General features: G+C 57.7%; 9 protein-coding genes and 2 pseudogenes. 10 read left to right on the forward strand and 1 reads right to left on the reverse strand.

Annotated features, from left to right (window positions below):
- The 6 genes and pseudogenes from E2C06_RS25410 to E2C06_RS25435 form a co-directional block, all read left to right on the forward strand.
- The coding region (locus E2C06_RS25410; RefSeq protein ID WP_133291390.1) for an SLATT domain-containing protein at positions 1-486 on the forward strand (486 nt) is incomplete at its 5' end.
- 88 nt (positions 487-574) lie between these two features.
- Positions 575-1,093, forward strand: a complete 519-nt coding sequence (locus E2C06_RS25415; protein WP_133291391.1) for a hypothetical protein — start codon at positions 575-577, stop codon at positions 1,091-1,093.
- A 408-nt stretch (positions 1,094-1,501) separates the two neighbouring features.
- Complete coding sequence (locus E2C06_RS25420) at positions 1,502-5,647, forward strand: nSTAND1 domain-containing NTPase (protein ID WP_133291392.1); 4,146 nt, start codon at positions 1,502-1,504, stop codon at positions 5,645-5,647.
- 76 nt (positions 5,648-5,723) lie between these two features.
- The gene (locus tag E2C06_RS25425) at positions 5,724-7,529 is read left to right on the forward strand and encodes an MORN repeat-containing protein (RefSeq protein ID WP_133291393.1); all 1,806 of its coding nucleotides are present in this window, start codon (positions 5,724-5,726) and stop codon (positions 7,527-7,529) included.
- A gap of 439 nt (positions 7,530-7,968) precedes the next feature.
- A pseudogene (locus tag E2C06_RS39750) lies at positions 7,969-8,154 on the forward strand (transposase family protein); the annotation flags it as partial.
- Positions 8,155-8,812: 658 nt separating this feature from the next.
- Positions 8,813-9,406: a helix-turn-helix domain-containing protein gene (locus E2C06_RS25435; RefSeq protein ID WP_133291394.1), complete on the forward strand. Its 594-nt coding sequence runs from the start codon at positions 8,813-8,815 to the stop codon at positions 9,404-9,406.
- A gap of 193 nt (positions 9,407-9,599) precedes the next feature.
- Here the strand turns inward: E2C06_RS25435 and amrB are convergent, their stop codons facing one another.
- Positions 9,600-11,351 (reverse strand): AmmeMemoRadiSam system protein B, encoded by a 1,752-nt coding sequence (gene amrB, locus E2C06_RS25440; protein WP_165982652.1) that lies wholly within the window; start codon positions 11,349-11,351, stop codon positions 9,600-9,602.
- 30 nt (positions 11,352-11,381) lie between these two features.
- Here amrB and E2C06_RS25445 point away from each other — a divergent pair, with 30 nt between their 5' ends.
- From E2C06_RS25445 to E2C06_RS25460, 4 genes and pseudogenes are all read left to right on the forward strand, one after another.
- The gene (locus tag E2C06_RS25445; protein ID WP_165982653.1) at positions 11,382-12,626 is read left to right on the forward strand and encodes a WG repeat-containing protein; all 1,245 of its coding nucleotides are present in this window, start codon (positions 11,382-11,384) and stop codon (positions 12,624-12,626) included.
- A gap of 241 nt (positions 12,627-12,867) precedes the next feature.
- Positions 12,868-13,307 (forward strand): annotated as a pseudogene (locus E2C06_RS25450) (transposase); the annotation flags it as partial.
- Between the two features lie 580 nt (positions 13,308-13,887).
- Entirely contained in the window at positions 13,888-15,669 is a 1,782-nt protein-coding gene (locus E2C06_RS25455; RefSeq protein WP_133291397.1) for a tetratricopeptide repeat protein, read from the forward strand.
- A gap of 189 nt (positions 15,670-15,858) precedes the next feature.
- Positions 15,859-18,582 (forward strand): tetratricopeptide repeat protein, encoded by a 2,724-nt coding sequence (locus E2C06_RS25460; RefSeq protein WP_133291398.1) that lies wholly within the window; start codon positions 15,859-15,861, stop codon positions 18,580-18,582.
- Positions 18,583-18,649 lie beyond the last annotated feature (67 nt).

The raw sequence follows: 18,649 nt of genomic DNA on the forward strand, positions 1-18,649 counted from the left end.
AGGCCTTCCGTCAGCCGTCGTGACGAAAGGCTCGGCAGCGCTCCTATTTCACGCCGCCGCGGCCAGATTACCCAGCCGCTCCCTGAGGGATTTTCTCTCCGACGCTCTCACGAGCAAAAGGCCGCCCTTTATGGGCGTGTGGGCCAGGCGCTCAACGCCGCTGCTTCGGTTCTGGGCGCGGTGGGCGCGATCTGGGGGGCTGGCTATGTCGAGGCCTGGGTGGCGGTCATTGGCACCATGGCCGCTGCTGTCGGCACCTATGCCCTGAGCCAGCGCTTTCAGCGCTTGGCCGCCACCTACCGGGTCACGGCCGACCGCCTCGCAGTACGGCTTGCCCTATGGGAGGTGACCACGCTGGTGCAGCCCGACTCCGCCGCGGACCGCGCCCTCGTGCTCGATGTGGAGGATATCATGGCGGCCGAGAACGAGGCTTGGCTCGCCGACCTCTCGAAAGACCCAGCCACCTCCCCTCAGGTCGGAAGGTGAGGTTGCCTTGCCGGAGCTGCCAGGCGCCGTTCTCGGTTACAGTTCGGTCCTGCTGCTCGGTCCCACCCTGCTTGCGGAGCTACCTGCCATGCTTGATCATCTGCCCGAGCGCGATGTGCACGCCTTATTCGCCGCGGCCGAGGCTGCTGGCCGGGTCGGTGTCGCCCAGAAGACCAAGCCGGTCGATGCTCGGCCGGCCCACCCCGGTGAGGTGATCGTAACCCATATCGCTGGCGAGGGTCAGGAAACCCAAAGCAAGCCGGCAGCTGAGGGCGACTGGGTGGTCCGCAACCGCTGTCCCATCACTGGGAATGAGGAGTACCTCGTTAAAGCCAAGACTTTTGCTGAGCGCTACGAGGGTCCGCTTTCAGCGTCTGATGCCCAGCGCTGGCGCGAGTTCCACCCGCGCGGACCCAAACTGCGCTTCTTTGTCGTGACCAAGGCCGAACGTGCTTTTCGCTTTGCCGCGCCCTGGGGTGAGCAGATGCGCGCCCGCCCGGGTGACGTGATCGTTCGCAACCCTGGCAAGCCGGACGACACCTATAGGGTCGCGGCCACCGCTTTCGCCTGCACCTACGAGGTCGTGGTACCACCTGGGCAAGGGTAACGCTGCTGCTCCGCGGTCTCACCCGAAGTCCAATGGGTCGAGACGCCGTCGCTTGGTGGCGCACTCGCGCCGAGAGTTTGCACGTTCGACCTGGTATTAGGTTAAATCAGACTTGCCAGCAAACGCCAGATCGGATCATAAATTCGACAGTTTTGCGGGGGCGGGAGATTTAGAGGCCTTGCGCAAGGCAGACGGTGAATTCCGTCCGTGCAGCAAACAAGTGGGGCGTGAGCATGGCTTCCAACCTATCTCACTCGGACATTGGTGCTCCAGCGCACCAGACGCATTATCATAAAACCCGCATTTGGAAACCGAAGTGCCGTCCTCCCGCTAACGAATAAGCCCGTATGTGCACTCAGAGTTGCAGTCTCGAATGGCTATCGAACCTAAGCTTGGAACAATCATACCATGGCCCGCATATTCGTCAGCCATGCTAGCAAAAATAATTCCCAAGCTATAGCTCTAGCGAAATGGCTGTTTGCAAAAGGTTGGAATGATGTTTTCCTCGACCTCGATCCAAAGGAAGGGTTGATCGTTGGAGAACGCTGGCAGGTTGCGCTTCGCCAAGCGACCGAACGCTGCGAGGTTTTTTTATTTTTGCTGTCGCCGGAATGGATTGCATCGGATTGGTGCAAATTTGAGTACGTTTTAGCAAAACAACTTAACAAACAGATTGTTTGTGTGGTTGTATCCCGAGACAGCCTGGAAATGTTACCAACAGAAATCACTGCAGAGTGGCATGTTATCCAACTCGCGTCAGGCGCACAAAATTATTCTATTCCGATTCGACTGCCTAATTCAGAAGAAACTATTGATGTATTATTCGATGGGGAAGGACTGAGCCGCCTCGAAATTAGCCTCCAACGGGCGGGATTGACACCGACATTCTTTGAATGGCCACCGGCAAACGACCCAAATCGACCGCCGTTCCCAGGACTGCGACCATTATTGTCCGAGGATGCCGGTATTTTTTTCGGACGAGACAGCTCGATTATCGCCGGCTTAGATATTATACGCGGATTGCGGGCAGTCGGAGGTGTTCGAATTCTTGTCATTCTCGGGGCCTCCGGGTCCGGCAAATCTTCCTTTTTACGTGCAGGCCTCATTCCCCGCTTAGCGCGAAACGAAAGTGAGTATATAGTGTTACCCGTTGTGCGCCCGGCGCGTAACGTTTTGTACGGCGAGACCGGACTTGCCTCGGCATTTGCGACCGCGATGGGAAAGGCAGGTCTAGCTATCAGTAGGATTGAAGCGCGTGCAGCGTTAAAGGGCGGCGCTGAAGGTACACTCCCCCTTATTTCGACACTGACAGAGCGTCACCGGTTTCGCCTCGGAGATACCGCGCCAAACGCGCCTTCATTAACGATTATCGTTGATCAAGGAGAGGAGCTCTTCACGGCCGAAGCAGCAAGTGAAGCGAGTGAATTTTTACACCTACTTGATGCCTTAAATGGTCTAAAGTCAGAATCCATTGTGGTGATCATCGCAATGCGATCTGACAGCTACGATCAATTTCAGTCGTGCCGCGAGATCGAGGCAGTTCCTCAGAGCATGTTGAATCTGCCACCAATGCCGGGCGGTGCGTACGTCGAGATCATAAGACGCCCGATTGAGCGAGCTGCTGCGGCCGGTAGAAAAATTGGAATTGAAAACAGCCTGGTAGAAGCATTATTAGTAGATGTTGAAAAAGGAGGCTCAAAGGACTCACTTCCACTTTTAGCCTTCACATTGGAACGGCTGTACAGGGAGGGCGGCGGCGACGGCGACCTTACACTCGACGATTATCGCGCTCTGGGCGGCATCAAAGGATCAATTGAGGCCGCGGTAGACGCCGCCTTACAACGGCTCCTAGAAAGGGGGGCAGTGCCCCAAGACCGTACTGCCCAGTTGGCACTTTTGAAACGCGCTCTGATTCCGTGGCTCGCCGGCATAGATCCAGAGACTGGATCTCCGCGAAGACGCATAGCGCGTATGACTGAGATCCCGAGCGAGGCGCAATCGATCGTTACACAATTGATTGAAGATCGGCTTTTGTCTAAGGATGTTGATCTCAGGACGCATGAAGTAACTGTTGAGCCTACTCATGAGGCACTGCTACGTCAGTGGGGCACCTTAGGTGAATGGCTCAAACAAGACCTGCCCGCACTGACTGCGATCGAGGGTATACAGCGAGCTGCACGAGATTGGCTGGCAAATGCCCGCGATAGCGAGTGGCTTACCCATCGTGGAGCGCGCCTTGCATTCGCGCAGATGATCATTCAGCGCGATGATTTACGGGGATTGTTGACACCGGGAGACCAAGAATATCTGGCGCATGCGCAGGCGAAAGAGGACGAAGCGCAGAACCAAAAGGTACGCACGCTTCGGCGTCAGCGGACAATCTACGCAACGACCGCAGCAGCGCTCTCTATGCTTTGCTTCGGACTGTGGTACCTCTGGAATGAGGCCCAAAACCGAAGCCGCGATCTAGCTGCTTCGCTCTCGGTGACTTACGCTCAGCAAGCTTTCGCCGTAGGCGATATGCAGAAGGCATCCATTCACGCTGTCCAAGCAGTTGAGTTCAAAAGCACGGAACAAACGCGTTCATCTCTCTTCACTGCAGCAAGTGCGTTATCGCCTTATCTCGCATCAGTCCATAAAATACCCGATGCGAGACCGGATCGTCTAATATGGCAAGACACGCAGTCGCTATTAGTGCTAACTATTGATGGGCTGGTCCGCCGTTTGAAGTTTCCGAGTTCGAGCGAAGCGCACACCAAAGATGAACAAATCGCATTCAGCATCGCCGATAAAGCAAATGAGGGGCGTTTGGTTCCAAGAGGCTTCGCAGCGCTTAATGACGGTCGTATTCTTATGGTTTTATCGAATGGCACGCTTTTCTCTACCATTCACGGACGGCCGTTCGCACTGGCACGCAGACCAGACGCGGCAATTACTGTCGGTGCGGGCATGCATACAATCAGCGCATCTGCGAATGGGGCCCGTCTCGCACTAGTAACTGACGATGGGGTTCTACTTTTGCGCTGTGAACCGGAGAATCTAAATTTTTCGTGCTCCGAGGAAGTATTGATGCTTCCAGGAGCGTCAGCAACTTCATTAAGCTCCAATGGCGACCGCCTAGTGGTCGGCTTTCAGGATGGATCAATAAAGCTATTTGAGATCGGCACTTCGACACGGCAATCCGAAGAAACAAAAGTTGGAGGGAAAATAATTTCCCTCGACTGGTCGATTCAGCAGGATTGCATCGCCGCTGGCACGTCATCCGGCGAAGTTTTAGTTTTGAAACTCAATGAGGATCTTTCAATTCGAAGCCGCGCAAGTAGAACAGTAGCGGATCCAATAGCTGATCTTCAGTGGGCACCTGACGGACAGGAGTTTGCGTTCTCGTGCGGAAATGCCCTTTGCATATCTCGCGTCGTCTCTGATCAGAATGAATCTTACCGCCTGTCGCGAGCACAAGTGCTGACGGGGCACATGAATGAAATTATCTCTGTGAGCTGGTCGAATAACGGCGAGTCCTTGGCGACAGGATCTTTAGACGGAACCGTTCGAATTTGGTCCCGATCTGCTGACACAGTTGTCCGCCATACTTTGTGGACGGAGACCGAAACACCCCTAATCGCCGCCGCGTTTGATATAAAGTCTGGAGCGTTGGCAGCTGGGGGCGCCGATGGATATCTGTATGTCTGGAACTCATTGGGTCAGCTGATGACCCGCAACAAAATCGCTTTATCGATCGCAGCTTTAGCTTGGAGTTCTGACGGGCGTTTAGCTGTCGCTAACGGCGATAGCGGATATTCCGTTTTCATAACCAATATGCTACAGGCCAAAGCTGGGGCCCTGAGCAACCTCTCCTATTCAAAAGTGATATGGATTGACGAGGCACGATTAGCGGCCATTTCTAAGAATCCGGCGGCCGCGTTTATCATAGAAAGTTCGGGTGGACAGTCTACCCCACTCGAAGTTCGTCGACCGAACCGGACTCCATGGGGCATAACTCTACATCCAAGCTTACCTAAGCTGTTCGTAAGTTTTTCGGACGGCGCGATCCTATCTTGGAATTCTAAGACGGTAGCCTACGAAACGGAAGTAGTGCCTGAACAGGTGTCGGACGGGAGCCTTCAAGGGCGTTTCCGCGGTGCTCGAAGCGTCGAGGTATCTCCCGATGGGGCTTACCTTGCTGCTACGCGGTACGATGGAAAAATAATTTTGCATTCGATCGTTCCCGGCCGGCATGATATCTACCTACAGGTTGGCAGGTCACATACTAATGTTGTCGCTTTCTCTCCTAACGGTCAGTGGTTGGCAGCCCTCGACGAGGCAGGCACAATATACGTTTGGAAATTGACCTTAGATGGAGCCTCGCTTCATTTTTCAGGACCCGGAGTGCCGCAACATTTCAGCAGGTCATCCCAGCGAAAACCGACGGCGCTAATCTGGATCAGCAACACACGGTTAGCACTGCCGACGAGCGATGGGACTGTGGAAATCCAATCAATTGAGAACGAGTTATGGCTCGACCGCGTCAGGCACTTGTTTGCTTTTCCCCAATGAAATTTAGAAGTTTTCTAAACAAGGTAGAATCAGCTCTGATATAACCGATATAGTGAACCGGAACGGGAGGCAAAAAATGGTCCGTACCTTGCGGCGTGCTTTAGCTTACGGCATTTTAGGCCTGCTAGTCGCCACATTCCCCTCAATTGCAGTCGAGCGCCTTGAGCGCGATACCGATGCAACTGCTGCTTTTATGTTGCCGCAAACTGGATACTGGCGTACTCGTGTGCAACTTATGTGGAATCCGATCGAGAGCAAGGCTGTGCGTCGGAGGTATCACCTTTGGGATTTTTTGGGCATTCCGGCGACCGATGTCCGGTGGATTCCGGCTGATCTAGTACGTGATCAGGCCGGTAATATTTCTGGATATGGACGGTTGCTATGGCTGCAGCTGGACTCGCCCCCTCACCTTGCTCAAGACGTTATTGCTGAGTATGTCGGTGAGATGCTCGATGGCATGCCTCACGGACAAGGTCGATTTAAGCATAGGTCCGGTTTTGAATATAAAGGCACGTGGTTGGCTGGACTTTTCGACGGGAGCGGGCAGTTGCGCTTCTCTGATGGTGGTCAGTATTCAGGAGAGTTCGCCCGTGGAGCCCGTCAAGGCAAAGGGGTTTATATTGACGCAGCAGGAGCGGTTTATGATGGTGAGTACGACAGTGATAGGCCAAACGGATCGGGAGCATATCTTCCTGTTGGCGGTGTTGCCTTTCGGGCCCTTTGGAAAGCAGGAAGCGAGGTGCCCGGGAGTCGTTCCGATTTGAGTGCAGATGATCAGCATTTTTCGGGCATTTTGTCGGTACAGCAGCAGACTGACACCGGTCTCCGGCTTAGTGTGCTAGTTGATCCTCAATCTACCCTCGAAAGCATTGCTTTACCGTATACGTCAGAAAGCACTCCGAATTTCCTCAAAATCTACCCTGATGACCCTAGATTGATTGACGTATGGCGCGGAAGCACGGAAATCCAGCTCACAGATGAAGAAAAATCCAGCACTGCCGCAAACCCCAGCTTCCTTGGTGCTGATGTAACGCGCTTTCAGACGGTTCCAATTATTTTTGAATTTGAGAATAGTACATCTCAGATGGTAGGTATCGAGGGAGCCTACTTGGACATTATTAATAGTGAACTGGACGGCGAACCAGCCGTGCAAATGATCGATCAATGGGAAGAGGCTGGTTTTCGCCCGCGAGTTGTGGTGTCGAACTTCGGCTGGACGGAAGCTAAAAACGCGCGGTTGATCTCGGCTTTCACCCAGCGAAAGGCCGGAGCGCCGACGCGCGACTTTGTCAAGAATATTGGAGGAATTCGACCTGCTACAGCAAACGCGCGGACGCGCGAGATCGACTTCTCCAGCGAACTCGCCGCAGCCGGAGTTAATATCAAAGCGTTATCAGAAGCGCCGATTTTTTGCGGGTCGCGCAATGGTGCGGTCTGCCTCCGTTTGGCGAGGGCGTCTGGTATATTCGGTTCTCTGGCAGACATGGTGAGTCTCAGCGACCCCACTTTCACCGTCGCTGTGCGAGGAACCCTCGAATATGAATGGTTTGACCCCGTAAAGAAAACCGACATTAGGAAAAAATCGCCGTTCCAAGTGGTGCTGCCTATCGGACAGCTTTTTACTAACGCGGAGAAGGGCGAAGGTGGTAATCCATTTATTGTCAGGCCTAAGCCTTACCAGCTTTCAATTGATCGGAAGGCTTATCGTATTTCTTTACCTGTAGTTGATGATGTACCTCCCGGAGTAGTTGGAAGGTGGAGGTTTTTTTTGACTGCGCAGAAGAGTTCAAATCATGCGTTTCGTCTGGTACTTCAGCTTGCTGGTGGACGTGAGGTTCGGTCACGCGAGATTCGGCTCCTGATCTTCATGCCGGCCGGCTAACAGCCCATTGGAAAATCGCTTTCACCCGAAGTGGACTGGCTCAAGGGGCGGTCTTGCGCGGTCCGGCTTGTGGCGCTGCAGGTCGAGCCGGAGTAGCAGGACGCGTCCTCACCTACCTCTCGGATGCCCAGTGTGTCCTCCAATCTGAACCGGAGGCCCGTTGAGAAAGCCGTCGATCATCTGGGCCGGTGTGGCGTGATGCTGACGGCGAAAGCCGGGGTCTGATCGCCAGCGATGACGATCAGACCGCCATTCGGCGTGGCGATCGCAGCAATCGAGGCCGAATTGTCAATGCTGAGGTTGATTTGCCTTTGCCGCATTTCCCGTGTTGCGGATCGTCGTTTCGGGGCGGATTAAGCACATGGAAGGGGGTACCCTCCACTCCCCTGAAGTCTGACTGTTGTCAAAACGTCTTCTTCCTCTCGTCCCAGCAGGGCTGGTGGTCCAGCAAATCCTGCCTTCCCCCAAACTTCTCACCATCGTCGTCGCTCCGCGTGAGTGCTTGGCTGCCTGCCCGGCCTGCGGCAAGCCATCCTGGCGGGTCCGCAGTCGGTACGACCGCATCCTCAATGACCTGCCCTGGCAGGGGCAGCCGGTCAGGTTGCGCGTGCAGGCCCGGCGCTTCCGCTGCCTGGAGCTGGGGTGCCCGCGCTTGACCTTCGCCGGGCGGCTGCCTGACACCGCGCCTCCTGCCGCTCGTCGGACAGGGCGGCTGGACAACCTCCAACGGAATCTGGGCCTTTCCACCGGCGGCGAGGTCGTCTCGCGGCTGGCAGCGCGCCTGGCCATGCCGGTTAGCGCCGACACCCTGCTGCGGATGGCGCGCCGCACTGGCAGTATTCCGAAGGCGAGGCCGCCGATGCGGGTGCTGGCGGTCGACGAATGGGCCTGGCGCCGCGGCCATCGGTACGGAACGGTGCTGGTCTATCTCGAGCGCAACCGGGTAGTCGACCTACTGCCCGACCGCAGCGCCGATAAGCTTGGCTGCGTGGCTGAAGGCCAACCCCGGCGTGGCGGTGGTCGCCCGCGACCGGACCGGCGTCTATGCCGATGGTGTCCGGCAAGGTGCACCCGATGCCGTAGAGGTCACCGACCGCTAGCACCTGCTGCGCAATCTCGGCGACGCCGTGCATGCCGCAGTCGACCGCCATCATGCGGAGGCGCGCCGGGTTGCCCGGGAGATGATGCAGCAGTCTGATACCGCTGCCCTGAAGGAATGACTCAAAATTGATGCCGTTGCGTTGGCGTGTGATTCGCTGGCCCTGCAAAGGCGGGAGGCGGTCATGGTGGCGGTGGCGTTGACCTGGGTTGAGTATACCGCGGTGGACCTACGTTGGTTGGCGGCGGCCTGCCGGAATGCGGCGGCGGCGCGGCGCATGCTGGCCTTGGCGCTGGTCCTGGAAGGATCGCCGCGGGCGGTGGCGGCCGAGACCTGCGGGATGGATCGGCAGACGCTGCGCGACTGGGTCCATCGCTACAACGCGGAGGGCCTGGCCGGGATGTCGAACCGCCATAAAGGCCTCGGCCGCAAGCCGTTGCTGACGCCGGAGCAAACGGCGGTGGTGGCCGAGTTGGAGCGCACCGCCCCCGACCTTGCGACGCATGGCGTGGTGCGCTGGCGGCGGGCCGATCTGGCCGCCGTGATCGAGCGGCGATTTAGTCTACAGCGATGTCGCCGCGCACCATCCCCGAGGCGGCGGTCATTGTGCCGTCGCGTTCCACAGCCGCGCCAAGCGAACCGGCAGAGAGCGCGCCAACATAGCGGGACCGCCATCTGCAATGCATCGCCGAGCACGGACGAGCGGCCTGGCAGAAGGCGTCCGACCACACCACCCACGCCCGCGTTGATGCCACCATTGGCAGGTTCACACAGGTGATCGGCGACGGATTGCGCTGCCGCACGGCCCAGCGCCGGGCGACCGAGGTGGACGTTGCCGTCCGTGCTCTGAACCGCATGTTGGAGCCGGGACGCCCGATCTCAGTTCGCACTGCCCAAATTCAGATGAAACTGAGCTTACCACGTTCGTCTTGTCGATCCCTGCAACACAGCGATACCGGCATTTAATCGAATTATCTCGACGATGCAGGTTCGCGGTGAAACGCATTTTTCGCGGTCTCGAAGATATTAGGCAGCTTCACGAGGCGGGCTGCAATAGTCCCTTGTTCAAAAATCCTAACCTCAAGCAACGCTGCCGAGCTAATCGAGGCAATCTGATCAAATATCAAATTGCCAAGCGAAAACAAAATCTGAGTTTCCCCTCGTCCTATTGTCTCCAACTGCGCTGACGCCTGGTGCGTATGAGCGCCGACGATCAGAGAAACCCCACACTGCTGCAGCGCCTCACCGTAGGCGCGTTCGTTGAGCGTAGGAACACTGGTATATTCTTTCCCCCAGTGGACAAACGCAACCAGAGGCGGGTCTGCGGCGAGGTCGCACAAAAGTTTTGATGCTGCAGAAAATCCCGCTCCCGCGGGTTCATTCGACAATTGGCCTGGAAGAAGGTTCAAAGCAACCAACCTGAACATACCCATGTTCACAGCTGAACCGTGAACGAGAGGTTTAATTCCGAAAATCTCTAGTTGCTCGATCGTCTCCTGTAGGCCTGCGGGCCCGAAGTCCAAACTGTGATTGTTGGCAAGACCAGCCGCAACAACGTTCAACCTTCGAAGAATAGGGGCTGCGATTTTTGCAAGCATTTGATGCGTGTTGCTACCAAGTCCGACGATTGGATCAGGCAAAAGAACGCCTTCAAGATTAACTACCAATGGAGCACCCTGCGTGTGATTCATGATTTCGGAAACGATTTCCGCAGCTACGCTCTCTTTAGCCACCATAGGGGCCAGAAAGCGGCCGAGAAGAACATCACCGCCAAAGTAAAAAACACTCTGGTCTGCATACCGAAAAACTCCACCTTTATTAGGGTCTTTCAAAAAAACTGATACTAGATAACTCGTCGTGCTAGATTCGATTTTTGTGTATTGTGCGGAGTTGCGGTTACCAACTAGAATCTGGCTCGCCCCCAAATGTGACTGAAGGTGCATTTGAACTGCTTGGGCAGCCTTAGAGTCTAAATGTGAGGGTTGTGTTAGGCTCCCGACTACATCGACATTGCCAGTCGACAGTACTGCAAGAGTTTGCCGATCGCGCCTGATTGCCTCGGCCAAGGGCAAATAATGCGAGTAGTCTGTCGACTGAACAACTAGGGTTTTTTTTGTCAGAAATGGAGTAAGAGCTGAAGCTACTTCGATCCAATCCGATGGGTCTGTGGTCACTGCAGCGGCGACCGCAATAATCTCCGCTGAGGGAAAAAAGAAGCGGATGAAGGGAACGACAGCTTGAATCCCGTGCTCTCGCTCGGGTTGTCTTAGTGGTTCGAAGAGCTCTGGTTGCATGAGCAAGCGTTCGACGACTTCATGATCATGGCGCGCCTGCCCGAAAATCGTCTTAAAGTCACTATTAATAACACCAAAGCGACCTTTTACAGAGCGATAGTGGTCCGGCGAGATAAGAATAACGCGTTCGTAACTTCCTTTGCTCGCTGCCCAGAAGCCACGCGCGATTAAGTCTGCGGCTAATAAATGGTGAGGAACCGAAATTCCAGTCACGTCCACTGGAGGTTCGAAGGATGGCCGCTCTAGATTTATCGCTCTCTCGATCGTTGCACGATCACCCATGTGAGGCAAATAATTATCCGAACTCGAATCAGCCTGAGCGTATCCGTTTACTTCCAACATGCATGCCAAAAATGCTATAAAACCTATTGCGACGGTACGGAAACCGTGGTTCTGTTCAAGATGGGAGAGGGACCAAGATTTGTTCATGGAGATGAGGTCCTTCCAGGAGGGCATCAAATGCTTGCAAGGCAGCTTAGCATATGGGTGCGCCGACTAATCAAGAGTCCAGATTTTGAAAGTGATGAGGTGGAATCGCAGCTGGCTGTAGCGTTTACAAGAAGTACAGATGCGGGGTTTGGCCCAGTGCGGCGCAAAGCGCGCCGCCGCTATATACTGAGGAGCTTTATTTTCTGGAACTTCGCTCTCACTAGCGCCGCCACATCTCAGGCGCAGCAGCAGTTGGCAATTGCGCCGCGATTTGAGGATGCTGGTAGTTTTCACGAGGGAGTCGCACCGGTAAAGTGGCAGGGACAGTGGGGACTCGTCGACCGAAAAGGCAGTTGGATTGTTGCCCCAGCTTACGATCAGATTCGGCGCGGCAATCTTGGAAGATTTGCAGTACTTAAGAGCCGACAGTGGGGGTTCATATCTTCCTCAGGAAGACTCATCGTAGAACCGCAATTCGACGACGTTAATGGATTCAAAAATGGGTTTGCTGCCGTCAGGAGCGGGAACCGTTGGGGGTATATTGGAAGTGCTGGACGGCTAGTGTTGCCCTTCGACTTTGAATTCGCAACGGCTCCCGAAGGAGGTATCGCAACGGTAAAGAAGAACGGCGAGTGGGGATACATAAACCTCAGCGGTGCTTTCACATCACTCAAGGACTTGGACGAAGATCCGTCTGAACTCATCTATCTTTCAGAAATTAGCAATAATTTCACTATCTTCGGCATCAAAGGAAGAGATGGAAAGGATAGATTTGGATTCCACTGCCTGCATGGTGCCAGTTTCTGCCAGATTTCTGGTTCTGAAAACTATGAACGTGTGCAGCGGTTTAGCGAAGATTATGCAGCTGTTAAGCCGGAGGGCTCAAAATGGGGCTACCTAAGAGCTGATGGAGCGCATTTATTTGAAGATCGTTTCGAGATGGCTGGTCAATTTTCGAATGGCGTCGCGCCGGTTCAAATCAACCGGAAATGGGGATACATCAACAAACGGGGTGACCTCACAGTGGAGCCGCGGTACGATGCTGCATTCACGTTTCAGGAGGGATTTGCTGTTGTCCGTATAGGGCCGATGCGAGGATTTCTGCGGCTAGTCGCAAACGGAGGTGCCACTATCGCCGTTCCGTTACAGTACGAAGATGTCAATCTGGTCTCGGAAGGTATGGCTGCGGTCAAAACAGGAGGTAAATGGGGTTTTATTTTGTTGTCAGCTGCGCCTTTAACTTCTCGAGGCCTTGTTGATTTGGCGCCGCGATAATATCTGGCAATTCATTACTGCTCATTTTGAGATTGTCTTTTGCACTCAAAACTTTCTGCCGGCCTGTCGGATTGCGATAACCAGGACGGCACCGCGTAGTCAGTGGGCTTGGCTAAAAACTTCATGCGATTAACCGCGCCCGCGTGCGTGCCAGCGGTGAGACCGAGACGTAGATGTCATGCTCGAGCGCCGCCGGCTTGACGTCGCTCCAGTGGTTGACCTTGCGGAACACCGGGCAAGGGGGCGCTGCATCGACTCATCGGGCTACGACGCGGGCAAGAAGATCGAGGGCAAGAAGCGCCATGTCCTGGTCGACACCCAAGGCCTGCTGGACGCAGGCCATCATCCACGCCGCCGACATCCAGGACCGCGATGGTGGCGTGCTGCTGATGGGCACGCTGTTCGGTCTCTACCCCTTCCTGCTGAAGCTCTACGCCGACGGCGGGTACCAGGGTGCCAACTTTCAGGCCGGACTGCGCACGACCTGCCGCCAGATCAACCTCGAGATCGTCAAGCGATCCGAATTGCGCAAGTTCGTCGTGCTGCCGAAGCATCGCCTGGCTCAATCGCTGCCGACGATTGGCCAAGGATTGGAAGTGCCTGAACCGCCGCGCGCTTGCCTTCCTGCGCTGGGTCTCCGTCCGCCGCATGCTCCGAAGGCTATGTCAGAAAACCATATGATCCCGGATGGACTCTAAGGCGCGGTAAGCGGGGCATTTAGCCATCGTCTCCCAACGCGCGTTCTTCGCGCTTCCCGCGTGTTAGGAGAGTCTTGCCCCAATCGTGGCCATTCCCTGCAACAGGGCGGCTTGCTTGATGAACTAGAAAAGGCGCTTGCCGAGCGGGCGCTGGGAATAACCGGAATGGCTATGATCGCAAGACGGTGCTGACCGGCATCGGCGGGCGGATCGCGCTTGCGGGAGCGCACAATCGGCAAACCTTCGCCAACATTGGCAAGGCGTCGAAGCAGCGCTAACAGGCTTGGGTATCGAAAGCTAGCACTCGCTCGTGAATTCGGGAACGCAAATGTTTGGCTAGAGTGCAAAGAAGCCAGAAGGCTTTCCCGATGAGAAGTTGCCTCGACCTCTCCTCACCGCCTGATCTAGCGATCTGTGGCAACAGTAGCGGGGCTCAATTCCGAACGTCGCCTCGCCCGAACTCAATTCACCATCGCAGCCCGTGGCGCCACGTCCTGGCAGCGGCGGTTTTCCTCATGGGCGCGAGGACGGCGTCGGCGGCGGACTGGCCGCCGTTCAGGTCGATGAGCGACACCGCGCGCATCACGGAAGCCGAGATCCAGGCGATCGACACGGCTCGCTTGGCCTCTGTTTGCAATCCGCCGCCCCCTCCTATGCCATCGCCGCTAACGCGCGAGCAGGCCATCGAGAACACTCGGGGAATGCTCCGAGCGCGCGCCGGTGCGGATGCTTTGACCGCAGTGGAGGCAGCCTTCGCGAGCACCGGATCCGACGCACTCGGGAAGTCTGCAGTTCGTGCGGTGCTGGCGGGAAACCCGGCTGGGGCGCTCGCGGCAGAAATCACCCGTGCTGCTGCGGGCGACCCCGCGGCTGCGCGGAACGCAGCGGCGCTGCTGCCCCTCTTCGGCATGGACGCTGAGGCCTTGGCTTTGGGCGAAGCGGGCGTCCCGGACCCGGCGAGCGAGCCCGGACCCGGCGGGATCAACAACCGGGCCGCCGCCCTGAATGCCCAGGGCATTGCGCTGATCCACATGCATCGCTGGGACGAGGCGGAGGCTAAACTGCGCGAGGCAGTCATCGCCGACCCCACCTCCACCGTGGCGGCCGCAAACCTGGCGGTAGCCGCTCTGTGCGCCGGGAAGGAGCACCGAACGGAGTTCATCGTGGGCTTCTGGCGACGGCAGCTACCGTTCACCAGCGCCCCGGGCGGTCCACCCTACGTTCCCGACCCGGACGCGGCCCTTGACATGTCGCACGGCCAGGACGGCGTACTGCCGACGCTGTTTTACCCGCGGGAAGCGGATGGGGCGAAGGATGCCCTCGTCCGCTCCCAGAAGCTCGATGCCACCTCACTTAGTAGGCAGATGGCGAGGAACAGCAGGAGGTCCAAAATCAGTCCGATTATGGCGGAGCGCGCTCGCGTGCCGCTGTCCGGCATATGGGGACAGCAAATCATACTTGTCGCGCTCTCAGCCGATGAGGATCCGGGGGTCGCGGCCGCGAAGAAGGCAATGGAGGCCAAGAGCGGCGACGGTTTTCTCGCGGGTCTCATCTCCAACTTCCTGGCCGCCTCACCCGGGAAGATCATTGAGTGCAGTCAGCCGGGAGGATCCCCGACCTGTTTTCGTGATTGGTGCGGAGCGGAACTCCGCGCGCGACATTCCGAATGGCTAAGTTGGCAACTTCAGTATGACACATTGGTCCGTGACTACTGGAAGCTGTGGGCGCGCCGGTCAAGCGGAGCAATCGCCAATCTTTCCGACATGATTGTGCACGAAGCTGCAATGCTCAACTTTCAAGACATCGCGGATGCTACCTATTACGCCAGGCTTCGGGCCCCCGCGAAGGAATGGATTGATTTTGTCGCGGTGTCTAACGCAAACTTTGGCTGCCTTGAGCCGCCGCCGCCACCGCCCGACGCAGCGGACTCAACGCCCGAGGCCCGCGCGGACAGATGCCCGGAGAACATCATTGACGGCATGTTCGGCGTGGCGGTTCATGAGGTACTTGAGGTCACCGTCAACTGTGAGCGGGTTTCGGTCGAGATTGCCGGCGAGGGACTCGTAAGGCCCTTTTTGTCGGTCGACATCGAGAGAACCGGCGATTTGATGCTCTACATTGGGTCGAAAGGAACCGTGGGAACGGATTTCGGCCCACCCACAATTGGCGCCGAACTGATTTCTGGAAAGAGCGGCCTTTACGTTCGCGTCGGCAGTGACGGGTCTATCGAGGATGTGGGGGCGCGCGTTCAGTTTGGCGAACCCGAGGTGAAGGTAGGCAGCTTCATCGGACGATCCGCCGTCGTCGAGAGCATGGACTTTAGCTTTGTGGGAATATTCCGTTGAGCGCATTTTTACGCTGTTTGAATGCCTAATGGCGCTTCCCGCGTGTTAGGCAGAGATGCCGTAATTCGAGAAAGCCACCCTTCAGGATGGCTGATCTTGCTATGAAGCCGCGCGGCAATGGTCTTTCTCGCCGGCTTGGCTGACCTCTAAGATCGCCGGCCGACCCTGCTGGTCCCGAGTGCGAGCCACATGGCAGCTGCTGAGTTCCGCGTCTTCCTCTCCGCCGTGACCAGCGAGTTCGGCCACACCAGGAGTGCGCTCGCTGCCGACTTGCGCTCCCGCAGCCTGCTGGTCCGAGTGCAGGACGATTTCCGCCAGGAGGCGGCGGCAGACACCACGCTCCGAAAGCTGCACGATTACATCCGCGATTGTGCCGCTGTGGTCTGTATCATCGGCTCCCGCAGCGGAGCCTGCCCGCCCGCAAACGCTGCAGTCTCCTTCATCCACATGCTCCCTTCCGGCATCGCCAAGGCCTCTTATACGCAGTGGGAGTTTTTCTTCGCCCGCCACTACCGGCGGCGGCTGTCGATCTACATTGCCCGCGACAATTATGTTCCGGATTTGCCTGAGCCAAACGGGCCTGACTGCCCCGAGCTGCAACAGGTAATGGTCCACTATATTCTGCAGGAGAAGGGTTTTGACCGGAGTTCCTTCTCCAACGAAGACCAGCTCTGCCGCGCGGTGTTGAAGGAGGACTGGGAGGGTCGTGCAGCCGCTCGATCACAGAACCTGCCCTATTTGAGCCTCGGCGGGCTATTCAAAGGGCGTGAGGATGTCCTCCAGGCGCTGCGCAGCCGTCTGCACCGCGCCGGCGGCGGCCGGGCCGCGGTCACCGGAGGCGCAGTGCAGGGGCTGGGCGGCATCGGCAAGACCAGGGCCGCCGTGGAGTATGCTTGGCGGCACTACTACGACTACACCGCCCTGCTCTTCGTCATCGCAGAGACGCCGGAGGCACTGCGCCGCAACCTGGCCGCGTTGGCAGGAACGCCGCTCGGACTGCCTGTCGCGGCAGCGGCGGAGCAGGATGCGCAACTGCAGGCGGTGATCGGCTGGCTGCACAGCCACCCTGGCTGGCTGCTCGTCCTCGACAACGTGGACAGCCCGGAGGCCCTGAAGGCCGCCGAAGCCATGCTAGGCCGGACCGCAGGCGGGCAGGTGGTGATGACGACGCGGCTGCAGAACCTGCCTAGTACCTTTGCACCGGTGCGTCTCGGGGTGCTCGAGCCAGACGATGCGACCGCCTTCCTGCTGGAGCGCACCGACACGCGCCGTCGCAGGGCCGCCGACGACGCGGTGCGGGCACGGTCGCTGGCAGCAGAACTGGGCGGCTTGGCGCTGGCGCTGGAGCACGCGGGTGCCCTCATCTTCCGCCGCGTCATGAGCTTTGAGGCCTACCGCCAAATGTGGAAGGGCAACCGTGGCAAGGTGCTGGCCTGGTCGGATCCGGCGGTGACCCACTACCCCCGCGAGATCGCTGTTACTTGGCAGACCTCGGTGGAGCAGCTGAGCCCGGCCGGGCGGGTCCTGCTGGAGCGGCTCGCCTGGCTGGGGCCGGACCTGATTCCGGAGGCGCTGCTGGAGGTGCCGGTCCCAGGGGTCGAGACGGAGGACGACGCCCTTGAGGCCCTGGCCGACTTGGACGCCCACTCGCTGGTGACCCGCGCCGAGCTGCCGACCTTTACGGTACACCGCCTCGTGCAGGACGTGACGCGCCGGAGCCTCGCCAGCGACACTGCACAACAGCGGCTGGAGGAGGCCTTGTGCTGGCTGGATGCGGCCTTCACTGGTGACCCTGACGACTTCCACGACTGGCCACGGCTCGACCCGCTTGCGCCGCACGTGACAGTGGCGCTGGCAACTGCAGACGAGGCCGGCATCACTGCATCCATGTCGCGGCTAATGAGTGCGACGGCTTCCTTGTTCCTGACCAAGGCGCGGTATGCCGAGGCGGAGCCGCTGATGCGTCGCGCTTTGGCGATCGACGAGCAAAACCTCGGGCCAGACCACCCTGATGTGGCGATCCGCCTCAACAACCTTGCCCGACTGCTGCGGGCCACCAACCGGTACGCCGAGGCGGAGCCGCTGATGCGTCGCGCTTTGGCGATCGACGAGCACAGCCTTGGCCCAGACCACCCTGATGTGGCGATCCGCCTCAACAACCTTGCCATCCTGCTGAAGGACACAAACCGGCTGGCAGAGGCGGAGCCGCTGATGCGCCGCGCCCTGGCAATCGACGAGCACAACCTCGGGCCAGACCACCCCGACACGGCGCGAGACCTCAACAACCTCGCCACACTGCTGCAGGTTACCAACCGGCTAGCCGAGGCGGAGCCGCTGATTCGCCGTGCCCTGGCGATCGACGAGCACAGCCTCGGGCTAGACCACCCCAACGTAGCGAGAGATCTCAATAACCTTGTCCGGCTGCTGCGGGCCACTAATCGGTTGGCCGAGGCGGAGCCGCTGATGCGCCGCGCCCTGGCTATCAGCGAGCGCAGCCTCGGGCCAGACCACCCCAATGTGGCGATCCGCCTCAACAACCTTGCCCTGCTGCTGCGGGCCACCAACCGGATGGCCGAGGCGGAGCCGCTGATGCGCCGTGCCCTGGCCATCGACGAGCACAGCTTCGGACCAGACCACCCGGACGTAGCGATAGACCTCTACAATCTTGCCCGGCTGCTGCAGGACACCAATCGGCTGACCGAAGCGGAGCCGCTAATGCAGCGACTTGTCCGAATTTTAGTCGCATTCACGCGTATAACCGGGCACTCACATCCTCACCTCGACACTGCGCTGGATAACTATCAAGCACTGTTAGAAAAATTGAGCTGGAATGAGAAAAAAATTGAGGGCTTGTTCATGGATATAGTTGCGCCAATTTCAGATAATGTCCATGCACCCAAATTTATACTCTAATTTGTGAAAATTATTGCAAGACTTTTTCGTTAGCTAACATCCATTCTTCGCGCTTCCGGCTCTCCGG

This window comes from Dankookia rubra (genome assembly GCF_004355005.1).
GTDB lineage: Bacteria > Pseudomonadota > Alphaproteobacteria > Acetobacterales > Acetobacteraceae > Paracraurococcus > Paracraurococcus ruber_A.

Excerpts from the sequence above, each read along its gene's own strand:
- E2C06_RS25460 (WP_133291398.1), top strand. The coding sequence starts at position 15,859 with ATGGCAGCTGCTGAGTTCCGCGTCTTCCTCTCCGCCGTGACCAGCGAG.
- E2C06_RS25415 (WP_133291391.1), top strand. The coding sequence starts at position 575 with ATGCTTGATCATCTGCCCGAGCGCGATGTGCACGCCTTATTCGCCGCG.
- E2C06_RS25445 (WP_165982653.1), top strand. The coding sequence starts at position 11,382 with ATGCTTGCAAGGCAGCTTAGCATATGGGTGCGCCGACTAATCAAGAGT.
- E2C06_RS25420 (WP_133291392.1), top strand. The coding sequence starts at position 1,502 with ATGGCCCGCATATTCGTCAGCCATGCTAGCAAAAATAATTCCCAAGCT.
- E2C06_RS25455 (WP_133291397.1), top strand. The coding sequence starts at position 13,888 with ATGAGCGACACCGCGCGCATCACGGAAGCCGAGATCCAGGCGATCGAC.
- amrB (WP_165982652.1), bottom strand. The coding sequence starts at position 11,351 with ATGAACAAATCTTGGTCCCTCTCCCATCTTGAACAGAACCACGGTTTC.
- E2C06_RS25435 (WP_133291394.1), top strand. The coding sequence starts at position 8,813 with ATGGTGGCGGTGGCGTTGACCTGGGTTGAGTATACCGCGGTGGACCTA.
- E2C06_RS25425 (WP_133291393.1), top strand. The coding sequence starts at position 5,724 with ATGGTCCGTACCTTGCGGCGTGCTTTAGCTTACGGCATTTTAGGCCTG.